We start from the raw sequence: 6555 nt of genomic DNA on the forward strand, positions 1-6555 counted from the left end.
ATGCGATCGGCCCGACCGAGCGGTGGCTGGACGGAGTGCCGCCGGGCAAGGTCGCCCACTTCGCCGGCGAGGCCCACGTCGCCAATGTCGACGACATGCGCAAGACCGGCGACGCCAAACGCATCACGCTGCTGGTCAGCCTGCTGCACCAGCAGCGGGTGGAGGCCCGCGACGAGGTGGTGACCATGTTCTGCAAGCGCATGGCCGCCCTGCACAAGAAAGGCCGCGAGCGCCTGGAGGAGCTGCGCGAAGCGAACCGTACGGAGACCGAGCGGTTGATCGGCGTGTTCGGCGAGGTCCTGGCCGGTACCCGTGAGGCCACCGCACCACCCGACCCCGACGACGAGACCGACGCGGCGGCGGATCCGGGCGCGGACACCGAGGTCGCTGAACGCGCTGGGCGGTTGCTACTCAAGACGCTGGAGGCCGCCGGCGGCGTGGAGCAGCTGTCCGCGGCGCACGAGGCAGTGTCGGCCTATCACGACAACAACTACCTGCCGCTGCTGGAACGCTTCTACCGCTCGCACCGCCCGGCGCTGTTCACCCTGGTCGACGCGCTGGAGATGACCTCGACCACCGCGGATCGCAGCGTGCTGGACGCGGTGGATTTCCTCCGCGCCAACCGGGAACGGCGCAGCGAGTGGATCCCCGAATCCACAATGCACACCCGCAACGGGCAGCAGGTCACCGTCACCATCGACGTCGACGCGTTCGCCACCGTGGCCTGGCGCAAAGTGCTGCGAAGCAAGGACCACCCCGGGATGCTCGCCCGCCGCCACCTGGAGGTGTGCGTGTTCTCCTACCTGGCGGCCGAGCTGCGCTCCGGCGACATCGCGGTGGCCGGGTCGGACTCCTACGCCGACCTCGGAGCGCAGCTGATGTCCTGGGACGAGTGCGCGCCGCTGGCCGCGCAGTTCTGCGAGCAGGCCGGCATCCCCACCGACGCGGGCGAACTCGTCACCTTCTACCGCCACCAACTCGCGGACACCGCGGCACGGGTGGATGCGGGCTACCCGGCCAACACCGACCTGGTGCTGGAGGAAGGCCGTCCGGTGCTCAAGCGGCGCAAGGGCGCCGACCGGCAGCCATCGGCATTGGCGCTGGAACAGGCGATCCACCAGCGGCTTCCGGAGCGCAGCCTGCTGGACATCCTGACCCGTGCGGCCTATCTCACCGGTTGGCACCGCCACCTCGGCCCGGCCTCGGGCTCGGACCCGAAGATCCGCGGTGACGCGCTCGGCCGCTACGTGCTCACTGCCTACGCCTACGGCGCGAACCTCGGCGCCACCGAAGTCGCCCGGCACATGCGCGGCCAGGTATCGGCACACGAGCTCTACACCGCCGGGAACAAGCACTCCACCGCCGACAAAGTCCACAAATGCTCGGCGGACGTGATCAACGCGTTCACCATGCTGGATGTGGCCGGAGTGTGGGGCGACGGGCAGATCGTCGCAGTCGACGGGTCACAGGTGGACACCTGGGAGAACAACCTGCTGGCCGAGTCCCACATCCGCTACGGCGGCTACGGCGGCCTGGCCATGCGGTTCGTCTCCGACTCCTACATCGCCCTGTTCAGCCACTTCGTGCCCTGCGGGGCATGGGAGGCCGTCTACATCATCGACGGGTTGCTGCGCAACGACTCCGACGTCCAGCCCGACACGATCCATGCGGATACGCAAGGCCAGTCGTTGCCGGTCTTTGGAGTCGCCGCGCTGCTGGGGTTCGAGCTGCTGCCGCGCATCCGCAACTGGCACGACCTGAACTTCTACCGCCCCGATGCGGCCACCCGCTACCAGCACATCGACTCGCTGTTCGGCGACAACGCCATCGACTGGGAACTGATCGAGAAGCACTGGACCGACCTGCTTCGCACCAGCATCTCCATCCGAGAGGGCCGGGTCTCCTCGGTGACCCTGCTGCGGCGGCTGGGCAACCACTCACACAAAAACCGCCTGTACCGGGCGTTCCGCGAGCTGGGCAGGGTGATCCGCACGATCACGTTGCTGACGTTCTTATCGGAACCAGGCTTACGGGAGCAGATCACCGCCATCACGAACAAGGCGGAGGCGTTCCACGGATACTCGGAATGGCTGATGATCGGCGGCAAGCTCATCGGCCACAACGACCCCGACCACCAAGAACGCGTGGTCAAATTTAATGAGCTGCTGGCCAACTGCTCGATCTACTCGACCGCACTGGACATAACCGACGTGGCCAACCAGATCGCCGCCGAAGGCTACCCGGTCGAACGCGAGGACCTTGCCACCATTACCCCCTACATCCAGCACACCATCCGCCGCATGGGCGATCTCGTGCTCGACCTGGCCCCACCCGACGAAGCGCCAGTGACCCGGCTGGACCTGGAACCGCACGTGCTGTTCGCCCCGAGCACCTGACCGGGACGGCTCACGCTCCCAGCCGACGCTCTGGTGGAGGTCGCCCACGCGACCTGGGATTTCAGCTCGGTTGGCTGGTGCTGGTCGCTCGTTCGTCCCACCGGCCCAAGACGTCCTGCAATTCCTGCGCGACGTCGCGATCGACGCCAGGCCGCCGCACGGTGTGGCGGAGGTATTCCTCGGCTCCCTGCTGGAGTCCGGACCACGGTCGCGACAGGACCATCGCGACGTGCGTGCCCCAGCCGTCAATGTGATCCCAGGAGTCGTGGCAGGAGTCCTTGCGAGTCGCAGGCCGGTGACCGGCGACATGGGTGCCGCGCGATGTGCGGCAGCTCCAGACGTTGTTGCTCACCGCGCACGTCGAGCAGGAGAGGGTGCCGACCATCTTCGGAAACCGGCGCTGCCATTCCTCATCGAGGGCGTAAACGTTCTGAGCCTGCGGGATTGGCTTGCGGCAGAGACAGCAGGCGATGCGGAACTTGGGCCGCGGCATCCGGAACCTCCTCGATGTCGGGCCTTCTACGCTGGCAGCGGTCACTGCCCAAGTGCAGGAGGCGCCCGGTTGAGGCCGGCGGGAACCGCTCGAATGGGGGCTACGAATCCAGCTTCCAGTCAGTGGATAACTGTCATTATCCGCTGAGTCGCGCTATGATCTCAGTGGATAATGCGGCCTCGGCGGTACCGGATGCCGGGCCGAAACTCAGCGGATAAGAAGGAGCACCCGTGGCCGGGCCCATGCTGCGCCTGGTCGAGGGCAGCGCATCGGATCATCGTGGGGATCACTCGTGAGTGCCAGCGTTGTCCCGCTGCACCCCGGCAGTACCGAGGCCGCCGAGCAGGCCCTGGCGAAGGCCGGGCGCTACCTGGACCGGTGCAAGCTCGCTGCGAACACCGTCAAGGCATACCGCAGGCAGTGCGCGGCCTATGTCGCCTGGCTCCGCAAGCACGCTCAGGATCACCCGGACGCCTTCGCCGATGTCGTCGGCGCCGAAGCCGCGGTCACCGCATGGCGACGGTCGCTGCTGCGCGCCAAAGCCAGTCCGTCCACACTCAACCAGGCCCTCGCCGCGGTAACGCTGCTCTACGAACACGGCGGGAAGCTACGCATCCAGGTCAAACGTACCCGCGTGCCACGCCCCGGCGAACCCGACGCGCTGACACCCCAGCAGCAGGGCAAGGTCGAGCGGGCCGCCGACCGGCGCGGCCCCCGAGAAGCGGCGATCACCGCGGTCCTGTTCTATGCCGGAGCGCGAGTAGAAGAATGCGCCCGTCTCGACGTCGAAGACGTCGCGATCACCGCCCGCACCGGTGAAATCCGATTGCACGGCAAAGGCGACGAAGTCCGCACCAACCCCCTGCCCGCCCCGGCCCGCAAGCGCCTGTCGGCCTGGATCCACGAACGCGGCAACGAACCCGGTCCACTATGGATCGGACAGCGCGGACCGTTGAGCGTCTCCGGCATCACCCAGGTCGTCCTCTCCGTCGGCGACGATGCCGGCGTCACGGGCCTGCGGCCTCACCGGCTGCGCCATACCTACGCCACTCGACTTCGCCAGGGCGGCGCGGATCCAGCCCAGATTCAGGCATTGCTCGGTCACGCTTCGCTGGACACCTCGTCGCGGTACTTCCGAGCCGGAGCCGCCGAGAAAGCCACCGTCGTCGAGCACATCTTCGAACAGTAACCATCGCCAATCAGCAAGGGAATCAGTGCTGGTCAGGGCCCAAAACGTTGCTCACACCGCGAGATGCCCGGCTACCCCCGACCACGCGGACGGATGCCGTGCCGCGGTGACGTCCCGGCGGAACGGAATTCGGTCAAAGCCATGGCACCGACAACCAATATCCCTCCGAGGACAATACGAATCGTTATTTCGTCATGTACGGTGACCTCCCCATGCGGTAGCCCGACGGCACCGCAGTCAACACCGAACCCGACGACGCACCGACAACCACGTCTGGCGGTCACCGAGTCGCCCGTCTGGGCCCGGATCGACCACGAGCTCAAAGAACGAATCATCCAGCGCCTTCGCGCGCTAACTCGCGGCGGCCTCGAGCCGCGCCAACGACGAGGACGGCACATCCTGCGGGCTGGACAAAATACTCCAGGACACGTTGCACGGTTACCGCCCCGTATCAGGCCACACCTCATCCTCCGGAAATGGCTCACCAAAATCCAGCCCATCGCCCCCAACCTCGAATAACCCGAAGGGGTCCCCCCCGTACTCATCAAGGAACGCAACGAAATCATCGTCGCCGACCACCGGCCCGGCACCGCCGGCACCCGCAGCATCGTTGCCGGCATCCTGTCCCAGGAACGCGAGCAACTCGGTCGCGACAAACTCCTCGTAAGCCCCCTCGCCCAGCAGCATCCCGGCATCCGGCGCATCCTGCGGGACTGGCACCCCGTCTACATCCGCCACGGCCCGAGCAAGCCACGCATCCAGATCGGCGTCAGCCGACCACGCGTCCCGGCCGTCCTGATCCGCCCCAGTCCACCCCGATACCCCTTCCGGCCCCGCACCCCGACCGACCACCGCCGGCCCACCCACCACGGTCTCCCTCACCTCCCCGGCCTTCTTCCGTCCCCGCCCCGCCACCTTCGACCGGAGGGACCTTTCGTTCATTTTCTGCCACGTCTGTGCCTTCGGCTGGAGCTTCGCCAGCTCCGCCTTCTGCTCGTCAGTCAGCGGCCCCTGCTCCTGCAATGCCTCCAACTCCGCAACGCGGGCGGCAGCAGCCTTTACCGCCCGGCGATACTTCGCCCACGCTTCCCTCTGTTTCTGCCACGTCTGTGCCTTCGGCCGGAGCTTCGCCAGCTCCGCCTCCTGCTCCTCAGTCAGCTGCCCCTGCTTCTGCAACGCCTCCAACTCCGCAACACGGGCGGTAGCAGCCTTTCCCGCCCGGTACCACTCCGCCCACCTTTCCCTCTGTTTCTGCCACTGCTGCGCCTTCGGCCGCAGCTCCGCCAGCTCCTCGTTCTGCTCCTCAGTCAGCTCCTGCAACCCCTCCAACTCCGCAACGCGGGCGGTAGCAGCCTTTACGGCCCGGCGATACTTCGCCCACGCTTCCTTCTGTTTCTGCCACGTCTGTGCCTTCGGCCGGAGCTTCGCCAGCTCCGCCTCCTGCTCCTCAGTCAGCTGCCCCTGCTTCTGCAACGCCTCCAACTCCGCAACACGGGCGGCAGCAGCCTTTACCGCCCAGTACCGCTTCGCATGCCCTTCCTTCTGTTTCTGCTTCTGCTGTGCCTTCGGCCGGAGCTCCGTCAGCTCCGCCTCCTGCTCCTCAGTCAGCGGCCCCTGCTTCTGCAACGCCTCCAACTCCGCAACACGGGCGGCAGCAGCCTTTACCGCCCGGTACCGCTTCGCGTGATATTCTTTCTCTTTCTGCCGCGTCTGTGCCTTCGGCTGGAGCTTCGCCAGCTCCGCCTCCTGCTCGTCAGTCAGCGGCCCCTGCTTCTGCAACGCCTCCAACTCCGCAACACGGGCGGCAGCAGCCTTTACCGCCCGGCGATACTTCGCGTTCTGTTCCTTCTTTTTCCGTTTCCGCTCCGTACTCGGGTCCTGCTGTGCGGCCTGATCCGTCGGCGTGAGCTCCCCCCTCTCCCCGTCACCCGGACTCCCGGACACAGCCCCAGCAGCGGCTGTGTCCACCTTCCGCCGCTTAACCCCCCGTGAACTCTCGCCAGCCTTCCCCCGCGAACTCTCGGCAGCTTCCTCCCGTGAATCCTGGTCCGCCTTTCCCCGCGTCCTCTTCGTGCCCTTCGCGCCGGCTTTCCCCGCCACCGGCGCGGACACACCACCCCGACGCTTCGGGCCCGTCACCACAGTCGGCAGCCCCGGCCCCCCGTCCTGGCCCCGCCACCGGGAAGCTCTGGGCGGCAACACCACCTCCCCCTCCCCTCCCACCCCCGGCACCGGTGCCGGGATCACCCACATGCCGGTCGCAGTCAGGACATCGGCGTCCTCGGCTTCCTCTCCCTTCTGCGGATCCAGCAGAACGACCCGCCCTTGCTCATCGTGGTGTTCTCCAAGCACCGCAGCGATCACATGCGCACTACCGTCGGGACGCTGGTACATCACCGGCACTGCCACACCCACCGGCCCGCCCCGCACATACCACTCAAGCCCGGCCACGCCAGCCACCGGCCGGGCCGTCGCCC

General features: G+C 67.1%; 4 protein-coding genes. 2 read left to right on the forward strand and 2 right to left on the reverse strand.

Annotated features, from left to right (window positions below; translation table 11 throughout):
* Window positions 1-2396: transposase (locus ACWDKQ_RS34455; RefSeq protein ID WP_450142950.1), on the forward strand; the 2396-nt coding region annotated here is incomplete at its 5' end.
* A gap of 61 nt (window positions 2397-2457) precedes the next feature.
* Here the strand turns inward: ACWDKQ_RS34455 and ACWDKQ_RS34460 are convergent.
* Window positions 2458-2889: a hypothetical protein gene (locus ACWDKQ_RS34460; RefSeq protein WP_450142951.1), complete on the reverse strand. Its 432-nt coding sequence runs from the start codon at window positions 2887-2889 to the stop codon at window positions 2458-2460.
* Window positions 2890-3181: 292 nt separating this feature from the next.
* Between ACWDKQ_RS34460 and ACWDKQ_RS34465 the strand changes: the two genes are divergently transcribed.
* Entirely contained in the window at window positions 3182-4078 is an 897-nt protein-coding gene (locus tag ACWDKQ_RS34465; protein WP_450142952.1) for a tyrosine-type recombinase/integrase, read from the forward strand.
* A 438-nt stretch (window positions 4079-4516) separates the two neighbouring features.
* Here the strand turns inward: ACWDKQ_RS34465 and ACWDKQ_RS34470 are convergent, their stop codons facing one another.
* Window positions 4517-6442, reverse strand: a complete 1926-nt coding sequence (locus ACWDKQ_RS34470; protein WP_450142953.1) for a hypothetical protein — start codon at window positions 6440-6442, stop codon at window positions 4517-4519.
* Window positions 6443-6555 lie beyond the last annotated feature (113 nt).

This window comes from Saccharopolyspora sp. NPDC000995 (genome assembly GCF_053599315.1).